General features: G+C 50.1%; 12 protein-coding genes. 6 read left to right on the top strand and 6 right to left on the bottom strand.

The features are described 5' to 3' along the window. Positions 1 to 70 precede the first annotated feature (70 nt). From B5F83_RS04115 to B5F83_RS04095, 5 genes are all read left to right on the top strand, one after another. A complete protein-coding gene (locus B5F83_RS04115; protein WP_087276885.1) occupies positions 71 to 916 on the top strand; it encodes an HAD family hydrolase in 846 nt (281 codons plus the stop codon). 163 nt (positions 917 to 1,079) lie between these two features. Further along, positions 1,080 to 2,465, top strand: coding sequence for a DUF3575 domain-containing protein (locus B5F83_RS04110; protein WP_087276882.1), 1,386 nt, complete (start codon positions 1,080 to 1,082; stop codon positions 2,463 to 2,465). 12 nt (positions 2,466 to 2,477) lie between these two features. Further along, the gene (locus tag B5F83_RS04105; protein WP_087276879.1) at positions 2,478 to 3,512 is read left to right on the top strand and encodes a DUF6562 domain-containing protein; all 1,035 of its coding nucleotides are present in this window, start codon (positions 2,478 to 2,480) and stop codon (positions 3,510 to 3,512) included. Between the two features lie 15 nt (positions 3,513 to 3,527). After that, on the top strand, positions 3,528 to 4,436 hold the full coding sequence (locus B5F83_RS04100) for a DUF6562 domain-containing protein (RefSeq protein WP_158094145.1): 909 nt from the start codon (positions 3,528 to 3,530) through the stop codon (positions 4,434 to 4,436). 53 nt (positions 4,437 to 4,489) lie between these two features. Next, complete coding sequence (locus tag B5F83_RS04095) at positions 4,490 to 7,645, top strand: DUF6562 domain-containing protein (RefSeq protein ID WP_087276873.1); 3,156 nt, start codon at positions 4,490 to 4,492, stop codon at positions 7,643 to 7,645. 475 nt (positions 7,646 to 8,120) lie between these two features. Here the strand turns inward: B5F83_RS04095 and B5F83_RS04085 are convergent, their stop codons facing one another. From B5F83_RS04085 to B5F83_RS04065, 5 genes are read right to left on the bottom strand one after another with little or no spacing between them, the layout of a single operon-like run. Beyond that, positions 8,121 to 8,699, bottom strand: coding sequence for a flavin reductase family protein (locus B5F83_RS04085; protein WP_239383821.1), 579 nt, complete (start codon positions 8,697 to 8,699; stop codon positions 8,121 to 8,123). A 30-nt stretch (positions 8,700 to 8,729) separates the two neighbouring features. Continuing rightward, positions 8,730 to 9,989: a Y-family DNA polymerase gene (locus B5F83_RS04080; RefSeq protein ID WP_087276867.1), complete on the bottom strand. Its 1,260-nt coding sequence runs from the start codon at positions 9,987 to 9,989 to the stop codon at positions 8,730 to 8,732. A gap of 24 nt (positions 9,990 to 10,013) precedes the next feature. Continuing rightward, entirely contained in the window at positions 10,014 to 10,448 is a 435-nt protein-coding gene (umuD, locus tag B5F83_RS04075) for a translesion error-prone DNA polymerase V autoproteolytic subunit (RefSeq protein ID WP_162607152.1), read from the bottom strand. 24 nt (positions 10,449 to 10,472) lie between these two features. Continuing rightward, entirely contained in the window at positions 10,473 to 11,804 is a 1,332-nt protein-coding gene (locus B5F83_RS04070) for a HAMP domain-containing sensor histidine kinase (protein ID WP_158094144.1), read from the bottom strand. Between the two features lie 28 nt (positions 11,805 to 11,832). Beyond that, complete coding sequence (locus tag B5F83_RS04065) at positions 11,833 to 12,534, bottom strand: response regulator transcription factor (protein ID WP_087277371.1); 702 nt, start codon at positions 12,532 to 12,534, stop codon at positions 11,833 to 11,835. A gap of 172 nt (positions 12,535 to 12,706) precedes the next feature. On the opposite strand from B5F83_RS04065, the gene B5F83_RS04060 reads away from it, so the two are divergent. Then, positions 12,707 to 15,208 carry an outer membrane beta-barrel family protein gene (locus tag B5F83_RS04060; RefSeq protein WP_158094143.1) on the top strand — a complete coding sequence of 834 codons (2,502 nt, stop codon included), beginning with the start codon at positions 12,707 to 12,709 and terminating at the stop codon, positions 15,206 to 15,208. Positions 15,209 to 15,215: 7 nt separating this feature from the next. Here the strand turns inward: B5F83_RS04060 and B5F83_RS04055 are convergent, their stop codons facing one another. Further along, entirely contained in the window at positions 15,216 to 15,638 is a 423-nt protein-coding gene (locus B5F83_RS04055) for an META domain-containing protein (RefSeq protein WP_087276856.1), read from the bottom strand. Between the last annotated feature and the right edge of the window lie 7 nt (positions 15,639 to 15,645).

Here is a 15,645-nt window from a genome sequence, read left to right as displayed (position 1 = left end):
TTTTTTAGTACATTATGCAATAATACGTATAATTTTTGTAATTTTAATGCCCGAATAAAAAAGATTGAGGATGAAACGCGACAAACGGCCCATAGTTGCCATTATCTACGATTTCGACGGGACACTTTCACCGGGGAACATGCAGGAATTCGGATTCATACAGTCCGTAGGTTTTTCGCCCATGGAGTTCTGGGAAGAAAGCAACCGGATTGCCTCCGGACAGGATGCCAGCGACGTGCTCAGCTACATGAAACAGATGTTCGATGCTGCCAAAGCGAGCGGAGTGAGACTCAGACGGGAATCATTCAGGGAGTTCGGAAGCCGTATCGAGCTGTTCGAAGGGGTGCGGGAATGGTTCGGAATGGTAAACGCCTACGGCAAGTCCAAAGGGGTCATCATCGAGCACTACATCAACTCATCGGGGCTCGTCGAAATGATTGAAGGAAGCGAGATAGCCAAGGAATTCAAGAAAATATTCGCCTGCTCCTTCATGTATGACAGCAACGGGGATGCCATCTGGCCCGCCGTCGCAGTGGATTATACCGGAAAGACACAGTTCATATTCAAAATAAACAAGGGCATCCTCAGCGTGGCCGATGCCGTCCTCGTCAACGAAAGCTGGGCCGATGACCGCAAGAGGATTCCGTTCAGCAATATGATATATATAGGTGACGGCGAAACAGACGTACCGTGCATGAAGATTGTAAAAATGTTCGGCGGACACTCCATAGCCACGTTCAATCCGGAAAACAGGGACAAGGAGAAAACGGCCGCGAAACTATTCAGACAGAAGCGCGTAAACTTCATGGCCCCGGCCGATTACCGGAAGGAAGCCCCGTTATACGGGATAGTCACGAAAATCATCGACAAGATTCGCAGCGACAGCGATCTCCAGAACCTCGGAGAGACAAAATAAGCGCCGCTGACAGATTAATATATATGTAAAATCGTTCATCATAAGGAAAATAATTGTAAAAAAATTTTGATTCCCCGATTTTTTGTTATAAATTTGTAGGCGATGTATTGATTTTCGTGTTTCTAACCTGTTGAGACCGATTTTCGCTAAACCAACAATCATTATGAAAAACAGGGAACATATCGCAATCCTTGCGCTGGTACTTTTCTTTTTAGTATCGGTGTTCGCTCCTCCGGGATTTGGATTTGCTGCCGTGCCTGACACACAACAGCATGATGCGGACGAAAACGCCTGTACCGCCGGAGACTCAATCCTAATCTATTTTTCCTTGGACCAGACGGACGTACGTCCTTACATGGAACAGAACCATGAAGAAACCGCTTCCTTCATCGAATCCCTGAAAGAAGCATACGCCTCCGGCAGACTGAAGAAGATAGAAATCCGCGCCTACTCATGCCTCATCGGCACGAGCCTCAGCTGCAACAATGTTGCACACCGCAGGGCCCAGAGCCTCGCAGACTACATCATCGCCAATTCCGGCATTCCTTCACGATTCGTACACATAGAGCAGACCGGCATCGGCTGGGATACGCTTGCCGGACTTGTCCGGGACGATATGGACGTACCGGGACGTAACAACGTACTTAAAACACTGTCCGACACCCCAGTATGGATTTTCGACAGTGAGGGGAAAGTCATCGGAGGAAAGAAAAAACAACTCATGGAAATCAGTGGCGGAAGGGCTTTCGCCTACATGAGGGAGCATTTCTTCGAAAAAATGAGGTACGCTTTGGCGACCTTCTCGATAACCGCACCTGTTTCCGAACAGGAGCCCATAACATTTACGGAACAAGCTCCGGCCACGGCTCCGGCAACGGAAGAGGCACCGGCCACAGTACCGCAAGAAACGCCGGCAACAGTGACACAAGAGCCTGCGGAGACGGATGCCGCAGCCGAGCCTGAAACCATATCCGAGCCTGCACCGGCAGCAACTGAAACAGCTGTGACGGAAACAGCAGCCGCAACGGAAAAAAGCCGGATGAAAAGGGAAGAATTCTGGGAGACATCGAAAATATGGCTCAAGACGAACATCCCTTACTGGGGCCTCGTCGTGCCTAACATCGCCGCCGAAGTAAGGCTTGCCGACCACTGGTCGCTCGACATCCCCGTATTCTACTCGCCTTTCACCGTCGCTAACTCATACTGTTTCAGGGTACTCGCGATACAGCCGAGCGTAAGGTACTGGCTCAAGCCTGAGATGAAAGGGCACTTCTTCGGAGTCCACCTCACAGGAGGCGCCTTCAACATAGCGGTCGACGACAAATTCCGCTACCAGGATACCGACGGAGTATGGGGCGCCGGAATCGACTACGGATATGCGCTCAAGTTCTCGCGCCACTGGGGAATGGAATTCAATATCGGAGTAGGATACCTCTGGACGAAGTACCAGACGTTCTACAACGTAGAAAACGGGGCACCATTCGCTACCGACACGAAGAACTACTTCGGAATCACGAGGGTCGGGATTTCATTAATATATAAACTATAAGGAGGCGACAACATGAAAACATCGATATCAACGATAACAGGGGCCGCATTGAAATCATTCGCCTTTTTTGCCGCGGCGCTCACGATTGCCTCATGCGTACACGAATATCCGGACGACGGCAAGGGGATAGACCCTACCCGGATATCCCTTACGGTCGAACTTACCACCAATCCTAAGATAAACGCCTCATCCGTATTTTCAAAGAGCGCGAACACCGCACCTTACGTGTGGTTTGTCGTGGAAATATACGAGGAAGATTTTGGAGGGAAGCCTGTACTGAGGCACGAGGCAAGCGCACCGAAGAATGAAGACGGTTCCGCATCCATTGTTTTGAACACATCCCTCAATGCAGGGAAATACCGCCTGGCGGCATTCGCGACATGCGTTGAAGACGAACAGGGAAACGGAAGCCACTACGACATGACTGATTTGGGAGGCATAGTCTTCGCCAATGAAGAATATACCGGTTCTACAGACCTCAAGGAATGCTACGACCTGCGAATGGACATAGACCTGCCTAACGACGAATGGCTCGGAGAGAAAACCCTATCGGGAACCCTCGAACCGCCTGTAGGCAGGGTTGAAATCATCGCCGAAGATGCGAAGGAATTCCTGACGAAGCAGGCCGAACTGCTCTCCAAGAGCGGGATAGAAACCGAAGAGGAACAAATGTGGGAAGGATATAAGGCAAGATGGGACTACGCCCTTTATTTCCCTACGAAATACAACGCCTTCACGGGAGTTCCTACGGATGCCCAGACCGGAATCATGTTCTTATCGGAAATGACACCGCTTAGCGATAACGAGGTGCTGATGGGCTATGACTATGTATTCGTAAACGGAGACAGGACAAGGGTCAACATCACCCTCAGCCTCGTGGACAAGGAAACCGGTGAAATCCTCAACTCCTACTCCGGCCTTACCGCCGAAATCAACAAAGGGGAGACTTCCGTCATCAGAGGCGACTTTCTGACTACCAGCAACAAATCGGGAATCGGAATCGACACCGGCTTCGAAGATGAAATCAACATTCCATTGCCTGACTAACAAATGGAGAATAACATGATGGACAGACTGATGAAAATATTTTCATATTTCATTTGCGCCGCAGGAACATTGGCGCTCATGCCGGGATGCGAAAAGGACAACGGCACAGATATTCCCGACAAGGAAGAATCCTCAATCACGATTTCCGTAAGCCTTGCTCCGGAAACCAGGAGCGATGAGACTCCGGGAGACGGTGCATATATCAACAGATGTGTCATGCAGGCCTTCACCGTAGCGGAAGACGGCACGCTCGCCGTTTTCGGCGAAAAAGTGACGGTGGCGGTATCCGACAAGACAGCGGCATTCAACGACATCCACCTGCTCGGGGGCCAGGACTACAGGCTCATTTTCTGGGCGGACTGCACCGATGACGAAGCCGGGTTGGGCGATTTCATATACAATACCTCGGAACTTCCCGATGTAAGGATCTTCAGTAATAGGATTACAGTCAACGACGACCGCTGTGACGGTTTTTTCGGAATTTATGATATTGACAGGGAAAACGGGCTTCCGGAGTCAATCAACGTTACGCTTAAAAGACCTTTCGGGCAGTTGAACCTGTTCGCTACCGATTACGGCGAAGCGGAAGCCATACCGCACAGCACATCGCTCTCATTTATAGATGCCGGCCTGCCTGTCGGAATGAATCTACACACCGGGGAAATAGAGTACAGCACAGAGATTGTGACATCCCTTCCGTCTGCCCTGCCTGTGGCAACGGACGACAAAGGTGCATACCTCGGATTCTGCTACATCTTCGCTCCGGACGATACCCCTTACGAACTTCCGACATTTGATATGAACTTCTTTGATGCTGACGGAATGGTGCTTATAGATCCATACAGGTTCCAAAGCGGTATCAGCATCCAGGCCAACGTTAAATCCAATGTGACCGGAGCCCTGCTCACCGGAAACGGGATTTAAAATTAAAAATAAAACCCATTAATTATACAACCATTTTTATTAATACTTCAATTATGAAAAACAAAATTTTAACCTATTGCCTGTTAGCATTAACGGCAATCTCCCTCAGCGTGGTATCATGCCAGAGGGATGACCTCAAAGACAACGGGACAAACGGTGAAGTCACCATCTCCGTTGTAGTTCCTAACGCTCCTACTGTCAGAAGCGCAGAGAATCCAGGCGACGGTACTTTGGTAAACCGTTGCATCCTCGAAATATATGAAAACGACGAACTCTACGGGGAAAGGATGTACGCGGACATTACTCCTGGCTCCCTGACCGCACAGTTCTCGGCAAGGCTCGTTACCGACCACACCTATACTTTCGTTTTCTGGGCCGACCATGCCGAAGGTTCCGCCGAGACCGGATACACCGAACTCTATTACAACACAGAGAACGGGCTTTCGGACATCAAGCTGATTACGGACGAATACGTGAACAACAATGACGAGAGGGATGCATTCTACTTGACAGAAAGCAAGACCATCACCAGCGCCGAAGATCTCAACTTCACACTCAGGAGGCCTTCCGGACAGGTGAATCTGGTTGCTACTGACCTCACGTCGCTCCCTTCCGACTTCGACTTTTCGAACATTACCGTTAAGGTAGGCTTCACGGAAGTACCTGCCGGATTCAACGCACTTACAGGGGAAATCACTGAGGAACGTACAGTCATCGACCCTGTTTCATTCTCCGTACCGGTAGACTTCCCTGCCGTAGGGGAAACCCCGGCCGATGAGGCGCGTGCAAGCTTCGACTACATCTTTGCAAACGTGGGAACAGACCAGACCCTCCTGAACTTCACATACGAGTTCCAGAACAACGGAATCGCCATTTCCACCGGCGGATATGACAACTTCCCTGTTTTACAGAACTACAGGACAAATCTGAGGGGTGCGCTCTTTACCGACGGTATTGACATTACCGTGAATATCGACCCTATACTTATCGACCCTGAAAACCCTCAGCCGGGCGAGCTCGTCGAAGCGACCATAGCCGAATTCCTCGCAGCAGAAACAAGCACCGACACATGGTACAAATTGACAGGAACCATAACCAATATCGCGAACTCTACTTACGGAAACTTCACAATCAAAGACGAGACCGGCAGCGTATACATTTACGGACTGACTGCAACCAAACAGGACGGTAACGACAAGTCGTTCGCCGGACTCGGACTTCAGGTAAACGATATTGTTACGCTGGCTACCGTCCGCGGGGAACACAATGGTGAAGCCCAGGGAGGCGGCAGTACAACCCCGGCATATTATATAAGCCACGAAAGGCCTGAACAGCCGGAAATCCCTGAAGGAGACCCTACTGCCCTGATTATCTCCGAATACTCCGAAAGCACAGGTTATAACAAATTCCTGGAAATAACCAATATATCGGACAAGGACATCGACCTTTCCGCATACCTGCTCAGGATTTACACCAACGGCGACGAAAGCAACACACGCCCGGTACAACTTAGCGGCACCCTTGCTGCCGGGGCATCCAAAGTATACAAAAACAGCGGAGCCGATGCCACCCTCCCTGACGGTGTAGAAGCCGAAGCCATAGATGACAACGTAATCAATTTCAATGGCAACGACCCGATAGCCATCATCTGCAACGACGAGATTACCGATATCCTCGGCACCATCGGGAGCAATGCGGACTTTGCAAAAGATGTTACCCTCAGACGTCTCTCTACCGTAACAGCCCCTACAGCGACATATAATCCTGATGAATGGGAAACCCTCGACATGGACGACCTGACCGGTTTCGGTTCCCACGGCGGCGAAGCAATTACTGAATTATATCCATCAATAACAAAAGTCGAAGGGGAATATTGGGGAACGGCCGACAGCGAAAATGCCAATTACAAGGTTGTATTTACCGATGAAGCCGAAGGACATACTTACACTATCGACATTTACGGAAAAGAGTGGCCTAACGACGGCAGCAGCATCGGCATCCAGAGCGCTACGTACACTATGAGCGAAACCCAGGATGAATACAACACATTCTACTCTGCAAACTCATATTATTCAAACCTGACAGAAGGCATTGAAAAGAAAGCCTTTACGTCCGGCACACTCAATATCACATACTATTATGGCAGTTATCATGACATTAGTCTTGAATTCGTAATAGACGGAGTTACACACTACGTCAACTATTATGGAGACATTGTACTTGAAAACAAAGGTCCTGTCACTCCTCCTACGGGATTTGAGAACGACATAACAATGCTTTCTAACACCATTATGGGACTTTTCGACTATAGTAACGGTTATCAGGGTATCAGGGGTGACCTCTATTGCTTCCGCATTGAACTGAACGACTTCAACGGCAGCGGTTACAACGCATATCTCGACCTCGTAACCAAACTCGATGCAGACGGACACATCGCCAACGGCACATACAATGCAGGTGAAAATGCAGAAGAGTTCACACTCCTCATAGGAGAAGACAGAAGCTACTGCAACTACACCGACCTGGACTGGAATCAAACAAACGCCCAGATAACCGGCGGTACAGTAACAGTTTCCAGCTCCGGAATCGAGATGAATGTGACGGTAACAGGCGGCTCTACAGTGACAGCTTCATGGAGCGGTTCCCTTCCTTACACAGACATCACTGACAACTTCCGTTTCCCTACCGCACAGTCTACAGTTACCGGACCGGTAGATGCTTCATACAACGGGGATGTCAATGCAAACGGATATGGGCAAAGCGATTGCTACCGCTTCAATGTCGGCCCTACATACGGAAACCAGGGACCTGCCCTGTACTTCGACATAGTTCCTCAGGACCTTACTTTCGGTTCTGACATCAGCGGCACATACACCTGCTCCAACACTGGAGAAGCCGGAACATTCTTTGCCGGAGCCATCTACGCCAATGGTTCAGACTATGACTACTGGGGTACAGTATACTTTGATATGGTCAATGCAGGAAATACCGGTACATACGCTACAATCAACGGCGGAACGCTTACTATAGATGTAACCGATACTGGATCGAATGAGTGGGGAGACGTGCTGTATACATGCAACATCACATTGAACGGACTCGACACCAATGGAGAACAAATCAATGTAAGCTACACCGACATTGTAATAACTTGCTTAAACCAGTCAACTACAGCCTGGTACAGCAGACTTGGTTGGTTTGCCAGATAACTAACGGCTTTATACTGGACACAGTCACACAATATGATGTCCATTTAAAAACTAATTTAACAAAAGGCGGCTTCCGGAAACCATTACGGCCCGGGGCCGTTTTTTTTTATTCAGGCCACGGATATTGCCCGGCTGATGGCTGTTCACGCTTGGCTTAAGTAAGGCGGCCGGCTTCAGATATGGTTCCGGCGGGCACAGGGCGTTTTTATTTATCTTGTTGATATTCAATATATTACCCCACTTTACAGAGACAAAATTTGTGGATGAGAGCAGAAAAAAAACTGCTGTAATCCACAGGTACATTTTTACTAAAACGCTTACTTTCAGTAACTTACACAAGAAAATCCCGCATTTTGTGTGCTCGCTGCAACAAGAACCTGAAGCGCATGCCACAGGCCATGTCCAGATGCCAGCCAGATGTCGTATGTGCCCGCCGTTACAAAAACCGGAAGCGCCGGAGGGCACGAGGCCGGCCTTACCTGCGGGAGATTTTGCGTTTGCTGACCGACCAGCCGAAAAAGCCGAGGACTTTTCCCAATGAAAAATATTCACCGTGGCAATAGGAAATCAGACCGGCGGCCCGCATATCGAAGCGACCGGATTTATCGATATATTTAGGGTCTGCTGCCACGTTCACCACATCGAGCAGGAACATGTCGTGCGAACCGAGCGGTATGATTCTGTTCACCCGGCATTCTATCGAGACAGGGGACTCGGCCAAAGAAGGAGCGGAAACTACCGCGGAAGGCTCCGGAGTAAGCCCGCATTCGGCAAATTTGTCATGGTCGCGGCCGGAGTTCACACCGCACCAGTCGGTCGCCCGGGCAAGCGCCTCCGTAGTCAGATTGATAACACATTCTCCGGTGCGGGAGATTATGCCGTACGAATGCCTGTCCTTACGCATCGATATATAGCACATCGGGGGCTCCGTACATACGGTACCAGTCCACGCCACCGTTATCAGATTGTACTCCTCGCGCGAGGCCCCACAACTCACCAAGACCGCAGGGAGGGGATATACCATAGTCCCCGGCTTCCAGTTTTCCTTAGCCATAACCAAACTTATTTTTAACAGCTTCTTAAATCACACTTTTATTTTCAAAATATCGTCGAATTTCGTGGTGTATTGTGGCGAAAGATGGCCTCGGTTCATTTTCACACCGCCGAATCCTTGGGAAGCGAAAACCACGCTCCCGGCGCCTTCTTTCCTGTTTATACTGTCAATTACCGACATCAATTTCCCGTTGTCCCGGGTTTCACCGCCATCGAAAAGCGACATCTGCATGCCTTCGGAAGGAATTATCCCGGAAAACGTCACGCCGGCCTTCTTGAAACGCACCCTGCTGTCGTAAATCTGCTCGAAAGCATAACGGGCGGTCTTCAATATGGCGAATGTGTCGGACGTGGGAGGTTCGAGCCTTTCGAGGCGGTTGCGGCTGTAAAGCCTGTCGGTATCCTTGAAACGGTTTGTAAGCAGGAAAATATCCATCTCGGAAGCCAAACTCCCCTGCTTGCGCAGTTTCTCGGCAGCCATGGAAACAAACTGGGAAAGCTGCTCGTACAGTTCCTCCTTGTCGGTAATCTCATGCGCGAAACTCCGCGACACGCAAATCTGCTTTTTCGGCTCCGGGTCTTCACCGAAACTTATGGAAGGCACGCCGTGCAGTTCAAGCCAGGTACGGAGTCCGGTAAGCCCCATCCGGGCCTTCACCCATTCTTCCGGAAGCGATGCGAAATCAAAAGCAGTCGACACCCCGTGCAAATGCAGCCTTGCGGCATAACGGCGGCCTATCCCCCATACGTCTTCGACAGGAAACTTCCTCAATACCTTCTCAATATCCTGGGGCCTCTTCATCAGGCACGCCCCATCGAGACGGGGATACTGTTTGCAGAGTTTCGAGGCTACCTTTGCAAGGGTCTTGGTATGCGATATGCCCACGCTCACCGGAACCCCAACATTCCTCATGCACATACGGTTCAGCCTGTGTCCCAGACTGTCGAGCCGGTCATCCGGTATCCCGGTCAAATCCAGAAAGGCCTCGTCTATCGAATAAATCTCTATTACAGGAACCGCTTCACGCAACGTGGCATGCACCCTGTGGCTGATGTCCCCGTAAAGCATGAAATTGGAAGAAAACACGGTTACCTTGCCGGAAGACACGAGATTGGAAAACTGATACAGCGGCTGGCCCATCTTAATCCCGAGGGCCTTGGCCTCATTGCTCCTCGCGATGGCGCAGCCGTCATTGTTGCTCAGCACCACGACCGCCTTCCCGTTCAGGTCCGGACGGAAAAGCCTTTCGCAGGAAACGAAAAAATTGTTACAGTCAGCCAACCCGTACATGATTCAACCCTCCTGCCCGAAAAATCACAGTTTTTTTATCACGTACCTCACGACTCCCCAAAGGGTGAACTGGTCTTCGGGAGATACCTTTATGGGCCTGAACGATGGATTCGCCGGCAACAGGGTCAGGCCGTCAGGACCGGTTTTGACATATTTTAGGGTAAATTCCCCGTCCAGAAAACATACCGCCACGCACATGTCGTATGGTTCCACTGCCCTGTCGATGACGAGAAGGTCCCCGTCCCCTATCCCGGCCCCCGTCATGCTTTCCCCGCAGACACGGGCATAAAACGTAGAGGCAGGATGCTTTATAAGTTCGCGGTTCAAATCAATATGCCTCGGCATGAAATCCTCGGCCGGAGACGGAAAACCCGCCCTTACCCCGCCTTCCGAATACGGAAGTCCGAGTTCCTTGTCCCTGTCGGGAACCATTATCTCTATCCTGTCTGAACCGTCCATGACCATCTTCAATATTATTACCGTCTACAATATTATTTCCGTACTGAAACCCCTCGGAGACACATTTGAATAAACCACCGTCCCCTTGTGGAGCCTTATGATTTCCACCACTATATACAGACCGAGACCGTGCGCTCCCCGGATATTCTCATCGGGAGCCGTAGCCCCGGGCAAAGTCCTCAGATTCAACTCGCGTATCATTTCTGGAGAAATCTCCGTTCCGTTGTCCGAAACCGTCAGCCGGAGTCTCTTGCCCGCCATGCCGAGGGATATGGAGATATCGCAACCTGACACATTGTGGACGATGGAATTATACAGCAGATTGTAAAGCGCCCTTTCCAACAAATGCCTGTCACCGTATACATACTTGTTTTCGGCGCTTTCCGCAACCGATACCGACAATGAATATCCGGAAGGGAGGGCATTGAGGAAATCCGTAGCCGTATTCCTCACGAAAGCTGCGGCCCTGAAACGGGATTTGTCGAGGGCTTCGCTGAACTCCAGAGCCGAATACAGGTTCAGGTCCTTTATGAGTTCCCTTATCCTCACGGCCTGGAATTTTATATCTTCATCGCCCGTCTTGTCCGCTTTCCCGAGGATTATCGAAAGAGGGGTACGGATATCATGCGATACTCCGGCTATCCATTTCTTCCTGTGCTGGGAATAGCCCTGGAGCCTGTCAGAGGCCGCATTGACACAAGTGGCTATGGCCGAAAAACGCCCAGTGGTTTTCAGATGCACGGCCTTTCCCAAAGACAGGTCCTCGATGCCCTTTACAATGCCCTTGAGAGCCCTGTAGGAAGTCCAGCCGTAACCGAAACTCACGACAATCAGCAAAAGGATGCTGATAATTATAAATGACAGGGTGATATTCCTTATCCTGCTTATATTGTTGTAAGGCTGCGAAACCAGGACGTTTATATATGAATCCCGGGGATAGCCCGTTATCACGAGGCCCTCCGGATGCGAAGCGGTAAAAATAGGATAACCGCACAGATTCAGAGTGGAAAGGCTGTCAAAGTCCCCGAACCTGTAATGGAGGGGGACTTCCCGGGGAAGATTGCGGCTCCATACCACATCTCCGGTGGAATCGGAAACCAGCATGGCCCATACTCCGAGGGAATCCATCCTCCGCCCGATATCTCCACTGGCGCTGTAATTCCCTCCCAGGCCGATTCCCGACGATATTTCATCGGCAAAATTTCCGGGAACATGCCTGTCGTTTACATACATATTGGAAAAACTTATGGACAGAGTCATGTACAAACATACATTCAGGATGAAAACCGCCAGAATCAGGACGAAAATCCGCATGAATTCTTTCCGCAAATGACGGTTTTCTATATTTTCCAACATCCTTTTTCTCCCGGGCATGGCTCGAAGTTCAAATTTTCAATTTATAACCCAACCCTTTCACCGTTATCAGCGATACGGGATGTGAAGGGTCGTTCTCGATTTTCTCACGGATATGGCGGATATGGGCCATCAGCGAATTTTCATAACCGTAACGGTTGTCGCCCCAGACCGCCTCGCAAAGCCTGTCTAAGGAAATTACCCGGCCGGCATTGTTATATAACATAAGCAGGATGTCATGCTCCTTTCCGGTAAGCGGAATCCTCTCACCTCCCTTTAAGACTTCGGCACGTGAAAAATCGACCGCCGCTCCGTCCAGCTGCACTATCCTCCCGTCTTCACGGTAACATCTTCTCAAAAGCGCTATTGTCCTTGCCACCAGTTCCTTGGGGATAAATGGCTTGGTAATGTAATCGTCACCGCCTCCTTCGAAACCTGCAACGATATCATCGGGGTCATCCCTTGCCGTAAGGAAAATCACGGGAACGTCCTTGATGCTTTTCAATTGCGGCATAAGGGAAAATCCGTCTCCGTCAGGCAGGTTCACGTCCAGCAAGGCTATGTCCGGAAGATTTTCCCCATATACCCTGAGGGCCTCGGCCACGCTTCCCGCGACGAACACAGATTTAAAGCCGGAATCCCTGAAAATCCCGGACAAAGTGTCCCGCAGGACCGGTTCATCTTCCACGATGAAGACCTTGCGCATCTTCAGCAAATCCAGATTAGAATCCATTATCCAACTACCCCCCCCCGTGGCATTTTCCGTTGCATTGTCATTTTCCGATTTTCTTGCAAATTTAGGAATTCTTGGAAGCTGTTTGAAATTTTTAAGGTAAAAATAAGGAGAGTTCAAGGAAGAATTAAAGTAGCGCAAATACTTTTGCATGGTAAAACGTAATTTATATATGAAAACGAAAATCAGCATTGCATTATTTTTCTGCATCGTCATTGCCGCATTTCCGGCATTCGCGGACACACCTTACAAAGTCCTCGGCACAGTAGCGGACCAGATTTCAGGAGCGGGAGAACCGATGGCCACCCTGATAATCAGCGGCCCCATGGGCGACGACATCGTAATGACGACAGACATGGAGGGAAGATTCGAAATAAGCCTGCCGGCTCCGGGGGAATACACCCTCAGGATAAGCTCGACGGGACGGAAGGAGAAAATCCTGGAATTTTCTGTGGACGACGGAAAACCTTCGGCCGATTTCGGGAAAATATTCATGGAAAACGATGCTGATTTCCTTGAGGCGGCGACCGTCAGCGCACAGGTACCATTCGTAAAGACCGAAGTGGACAAACTGACCTACAAGATTTCAGAGGACCCTGATTCACAGACGAGCAACGCCCTCGACATGCTCCGCAAGGTTCCGAGGGTGACGGTGGATGCCGACGACAACATCATGGTAAACGGCCAGGGGAGTTTTAAGATATATGTCAACGGAAAACCCTCCAACATGTTCACTTCCGAACCGGGGAAAATCTTGAAAGGCATGCCGGCTGAGAGCATAAAGAGGGTCGAAGTGATAAGCGACCCCGGCGCGAAATACGATGCCGAGGGAGTCGGAGGAATACTCAACATAGTCATGAACACCAAACGCGCCGACGGATATAATGTTAGCCTGAATGCCGGAGGAGGCAACAGGAACGCCAATGCCGGGGCATACGGGGCCGTAAAAATCGGAAAATTCTCCATATCCGCCAATTACGGCTTCAATTACATGAACAATCCTCTGATAACCACGCAGAGCGAAAGGGAGTTCCAGTCAGGGGGCAACAGCTTCCACTCATCTTCGGAACAGGCCATAACGAACCGTGCGCCCATGCATTTCGGTGCTTTGGAAATGAGCTACGATATAGATTCGCTCAATCTGCTTACCCTGTCCGGCAACCTGTATCTTGCCGATGTTTCGGCCGGCTACAATCTTAGCAGTTCCATGTCCTCCGCCTCACCCATATACAGCTATACGCAAAACGGGACGGCCAGTACGCTTGCCGGTTCCGGAAGCATAAGCGCCGACTACCAGCACCTGTTCCGCAAACGTCCGGGAGAAATGCTCACACTTTCCTACATGTACAGCAACAGCCCGAGCGGGCTCAATTCGGAATACGCACTCGAAGATTTTACCGGAGACCGTGGAATGATAACGGTTTTCGACTATACAAGGATAACTAACAAGGCATCATCGCAGGAGCATACCGGACAGATAGACTATGTACTTCCTTTTGCAGGGAAACACAAAATCGAAGCCGGAAGCAAATACATTTTCAGACTGAACGGCAGCGACGGACAGAACCTCATCAAGTCAGCAGGGGATTCGGAATGGTCGGAAAATCCCGAATATCCATCCCAGCGCTACAGGCACGAACAGCATATAATCGCCCTGTATGCCGATTATTCCCTGACTCTCGGAAAATTCGGGATAAAAACAGGGGTAAGGGCCGAACATACCATGCAAACGATAAGTTTTACCGCCCCGCAGGAGCAACGGTTCAACTCCTCATTCACCGACATAGTGCCTTCGGCTTCCATATTATGGTCGCCGACACCGATGGAAAGCCTGCAACTGACATACAACATGAGGATAAGCCGCCCGGGCATCACATACCTCAACCCGTTCATACAGAGCATCGGCACGGCCGAGATAACCTATGGAGACCCTGACATCGTTTCCGAGAAGAACCATACCGTCTCATTGAACTACAGCCTTTTTTCAACAAAATACGGGCTCAACGCCTCATTGCGCTACGGGTTCACCAACAACAGCATAAGCCATTTCCAGTTCATGGACGACGAGGGAGTGCTGAACAATACTTACGGCAACATCGGGAAAAACAGGAATGTCGGCCTCATGGCATACGCCTACTGGAACCCGAGCAACAACACGCGGATTTATTTTAACGGAAATGTAAGCTGGATACGTTTTTCCGGAAGTGCGGCCAGCATATATACCGAGAATCTGAAAAACGAAGGATGGACAGGGAACATCTTCCTCGGTGCGCAACAAAGTTTCGAATACGGATTCAGGCTGAGCGCCAACGGAGGTTATTTCTTCCCCAACATCAGCTTGCAAGGAAAAGGATACGGGAGCTATTTTTACGGACTTACCCTGAACAAGTCCTTCCTCGACGGGAAACTCGACATTTCCCTCAGCGCGGTCAATTTTTTCGAGGCACGCATGAAAATGAGCAATACGACCCACACGCCATACCTCAGGAGCACCGACAGCATGGTTTTCGACAACAGGTATTTCATGATAGGCATTTCCTACAATTTCGGAAACATGAAACAGATTGTCAAGAAAACACAAAGAAGCATTGTGAACGATGACATCCTCGAATCATCCACAAAAGGGAACAATCCTGCCGGCACGGCCGGGAACACGTCACCGGCAGGACTATAAGCCTTGGCTACAAAGCCTTTTCGAGAACCATACGGACTTTCCCTTCGGAATCGCGGAATTCCATACGACTTTCACTTACAGCGTAGTAGCTCTTCACTTCACGCAATGCAGGGAGGAAGACGTTTTCCACCGACATGTCGGCACACATCATCATCGTCGTGCCTATTGTCGAAAAATCCGCTACCGTGGCATCATCCCCGAGTCCGATACGCCCTACGAGCCTGTTGCATCCTGCACAGCCGAAGATGGAAGTATCGGCGGGGGAGAAACCGATATACGCCCTGTTTTCCAGAGAATCGGCGACAACCTGCATACCGTCGATTTCAACTACGTTCCATTCTCCCTGAAGCTCGGTCCACACACCTGCTTTCTCACTGGCGCAACCTGCAAAAAACGCAGCCGCCAAAACAGCCAAAACAATCTTATACATGACTTCT

This window comes from Muribaculum sp. An289, from assembly GCF_002159555.1.
Taxonomy (GTDB): domain Bacteria; phylum Bacteroidota; class Bacteroidia; order Bacteroidales; family UBA932; genus Merdivivens; species Merdivivens faecigallinarum.
This window is presented reverse-complemented; position numbering and strand designations above follow the sequence as displayed.

Excerpts from the sequence above, each read along its gene's own strand:
- B5F83_RS04085 (WP_239383821.1), bottom strand. The coding sequence starts at position 8,699 with ATGGCTAAGGAAAACTGGAAGCCGGGGACTATGGTATATCCCCTCCCT.
- B5F83_RS04105 (WP_087276879.1), top strand. The coding sequence starts at position 2,478 with ATGAAAACATCGATATCAACGATAACAGGGGCCGCATTGAAATCATTC.
- umuD (WP_162607152.1), bottom strand. The coding sequence starts at position 10,448 with ATGGACGGTTCAGACAGGATAGAGATAATGGTTCCCGACAGGGACAAG.
- B5F83_RS04080 (WP_087276867.1), bottom strand. The coding sequence starts at position 9,989 with ATGTACGGGTTGGCTGACTGTAACAATTTTTTCGTTTCCTGCGAAAGG.
- B5F83_RS04055 (WP_087276856.1), bottom strand. The coding sequence starts at position 15,638 with ATGTATAAGATTGTTTTGGCTGTTTTGGCGGCTGCGTTTTTTGCAGGT.
- B5F83_RS04060 (WP_158094143.1), top strand. The coding sequence starts at position 12,707 with ATGAAAACGAAAATCAGCATTGCATTATTTTTCTGCATCGTCATTGCC.
- B5F83_RS04095 (WP_087276873.1), top strand. The coding sequence starts at position 4,490 with ATGAAAAACAAAATTTTAACCTATTGCCTGTTAGCATTAACGGCAATC.
- B5F83_RS04115 (WP_087276885.1), top strand. The coding sequence starts at position 71 with ATGAAACGCGACAAACGGCCCATAGTTGCCATTATCTACGATTTCGAC.
- B5F83_RS04065 (WP_087277371.1), bottom strand. The coding sequence starts at position 12,534 with ATGGATTCTAATCTGGATTTGCTGAAGATGCGCAAGGTCTTCATCGTG.
- B5F83_RS04110 (WP_087276882.1), top strand. The coding sequence starts at position 1,080 with ATGAAAAACAGGGAACATATCGCAATCCTTGCGCTGGTACTTTTCTTT.
- B5F83_RS04100 (WP_158094145.1), top strand. The coding sequence starts at position 3,528 with ATGATGGACAGACTGATGAAAATATTTTCATATTTCATTTGCGCCGCA.
- B5F83_RS04070 (WP_158094144.1), bottom strand. The coding sequence starts at position 11,804 with ATGTTGGAAAATATAGAAAACCGTCATTTGCGGAAAGAATTCATGCGG.